This is a genomic window from Neorhizobium turbinariae, from assembly GCF_023223505.1.
Taxonomy (GTDB): Bacteria; Pseudomonadota; Alphaproteobacteria; order Rhizobiales; family Rhizobiaceae; genus Neorhizobium; species Neorhizobium turbinariae.
Genome location: NZ_JALPRY010000050.1, coordinates 1 through 2,253, shown reverse-complemented (window position 1 = coordinate 2,253; position 2,253 = coordinate 1). Strand labels below are relative to the sequence as shown.

Sequence of the window (2,253 nt, the reverse complement as noted above, 5' to 3'; positions counted from 1 at the left end):
GGTCTTCCGGGGCGCGCCCCGGAAGACCGGCGGCGCGTCATCGCCGATACTCCTTCCGATGGTCGGAAGGGGGATTTTGGTGATCAAGCTGAGGGAGACGATCATGATCCTGGATTTGCATCAGCAGGGCCTGACGGTGTCGGCAATTTCCAGAGAGACCGGTATCGATCGCAAGACGGTGCGCAAATACATTGAGCGGGGCCTCGAAGCTCCGGCCTATGGTCCAAGAAAGCCTCGGGCAACGGTTATCGACCCGTTCGCTTCATACCTACGGGAGCGCGTCAAATCCTATCCTGGTTTGACCGGCAGTCGATTGCTTCGAGAACTGCGCGAGCGAGGCTATACCGGCGGCTACACGGCTGTGACGGATTTTCTCCGTGATGTGCGCCCTGCTGCAAGTCAGGGCTTCGAAGTTCGTTTCGAGACGCCGCCCGGAGAGCAGGCCCAAGTCGACTTCGCCCAGTTCCACGTCGTTTTCACCGACGAACCGATGACGCCGAGGATCGTCTGGCTGTTCTCGATGGTGCTGGGTCATAGCCGCCTCATCTGGGCGCGTTTCGTCATGCATCAGAACCTACCGACCGTCCTGCGTTGCCATATCGCGGCCTCCGAGGCTCTTGGTGGCGCTCCCAGGGAGGTGCTTTACGACCGGATGAAGACGGCCGTCATCGGTGAAGGCCAGACAGAGGGCATCGTCTATAACCGTGCCCTCATAGACCTGGCGCGCCATTACGGATTCCATCCCAAGGCATGCAAACCGTATCGTGCCAAGACAAAAGGCAAGGTCGAGCGGCCATTCCGTTATATTCGCGAAGACTTCTTCCTCGCCCGCTCTTTCCGTAACCTCGATGATTTGAATGCTCAGCTTCGGCACTGGCTGGATACCGTCGCCAATCCAAGGAAGCACGCCACGACCCTGCGCGTCATCAATGAAGCCTTCGCCGAGGAACGGCCGCACCTGCGACCATTACCGCTGGCCCCGTTCAAATCCGTCCTGAAGCTGGAACGCCGCGTGTCGCGGGAAGGTATGGTCAGCGTCGGCGGAAACACCTACAGCGTTCCGGATGCTACACGAAGCCGAATGGTGGAAGTCCATTCTCTCGCCGACGAGGTCCGCATCTTCGAGAACGGCATCCTGATCGCAGCCCATCCTGTCCTGGAGGGTCGTAAACAGCGCCGGGTTCATCCTGACCATCGACGAGCACTCGTGCCGCAACATCGGTCCAGGACACGGGACGACGCCATTATCGTCAAACCTGCCGGCGACACCGTACTTCAGCGATCTCTCGCCTTTTACGACGCTGTGGGCAAAGTCCTGGCACAGGAGAACCGCCCATGAGCGCGACCCTCGATGCCATTCCGTCCATGATCGATCGCATCCGTCATGATCTCGTCGGCCTGAAGATGCCACGGGCGCTGGAAGCTCTCGACCATGTCGTGCGCCGCCTCGAGCACGGTGAACTATCGGCACTTGAGGCCATCGACATCCTCCTGTCCGAGGAACTGACGCTGCGCGAGAACAGCCGCATCAAGACCGCCCTGCGAATGGGCAGGCTTGCAACGATCAAAACGCTAGCCGGCTTCGACTTTACGTTCCAACCCTCGCTCGACCGAGATCGCATCTTTACCCTGGCGCAGCTCGGGTTCGTCGACCGTCACGAAGCAGTTCATTTCCTCGGCCCACCGGGAACGGGAAAGAGCCATCTTGCCACGGCGCTGGGCGTCGAAGCCGTGAAAGCTGGAAAGAGCGTGTACTTCACCACGCTCGCTGACCTGATCGGTTCGCTTGCCCGTTCCGAGCGGGAAGGTCGGCTCCAGGAGCGCATTCGTTTCTTCTGCAGGCCAAGCCTGCTGATCGTCGATGAGATCGGCTATCTGCCGGTCGTCTCAGGCGGCGGCAATCTGTTCTTCCAACTCGTCAATGCGCGGTACGAACGAGGGGCAATGATCCTGACATCAAACCGCGGCTTTGCGGAATGGGGCGAGGTCTTTGGCGATCCTGTCGTCGCAACGGCGCTGCTCGACAGACTGCTTCACCACGCCGTTGTCGTGCAGATCGAAGGATCCAGCTATCGGTTGCGGCAGCATGCTGAACTTATGCCGGAGCATGTCCGCTCCAAAGCCCTCATTGCACCGCCGGCATTCGCCCCGCCGCAAAAGCCACGAGGACGACCGCCGAAAAATCCTCAGTTCTCCTTGGCGTCCACGTCGGCATAAGTGGGGAATTTTACTTCGGCACTTCTGGGGAAAATT

At 59.8% G+C, this 2,253-nt stretch carries 2 protein-coding genes; both read left to right on the top strand.

Annotated features, from left to right (window positions below):
* Nucleotides 1-79: 79 nt before the first annotated feature.
* Nucleotides 80-1,339, top strand: coding sequence for an IS21 family transposase (gene istA, locus M0654_RS22555; RefSeq protein ID WP_248684989.1), 1,260 nt, complete (start codon nucleotides 80-82; stop codon nucleotides 1,337-1,339).
* On the top strand, nucleotides 1,336-2,217 hold the full coding sequence (gene istB / locus M0654_RS22550; RefSeq protein WP_248684988.1) for an IS21-like element ISRel3 family helper ATPase IstB: 882 nt from the start codon (nucleotides 1,336-1,338) through the stop codon (nucleotides 2,215-2,217). Before istA ends, istB begins: the two co-directional genes overlap by 4 nt.
* Nucleotides 2,218-2,253: the final 36 nt, after the last annotated feature.

Coding starts and splice junctions, on each gene's coding strand:
- istB (WP_248684988.1), top strand. CDS start 1,336: ATGAGCGCGACCCTCGATGCCATTCCGTCCATGATCGATCGCATCCGT.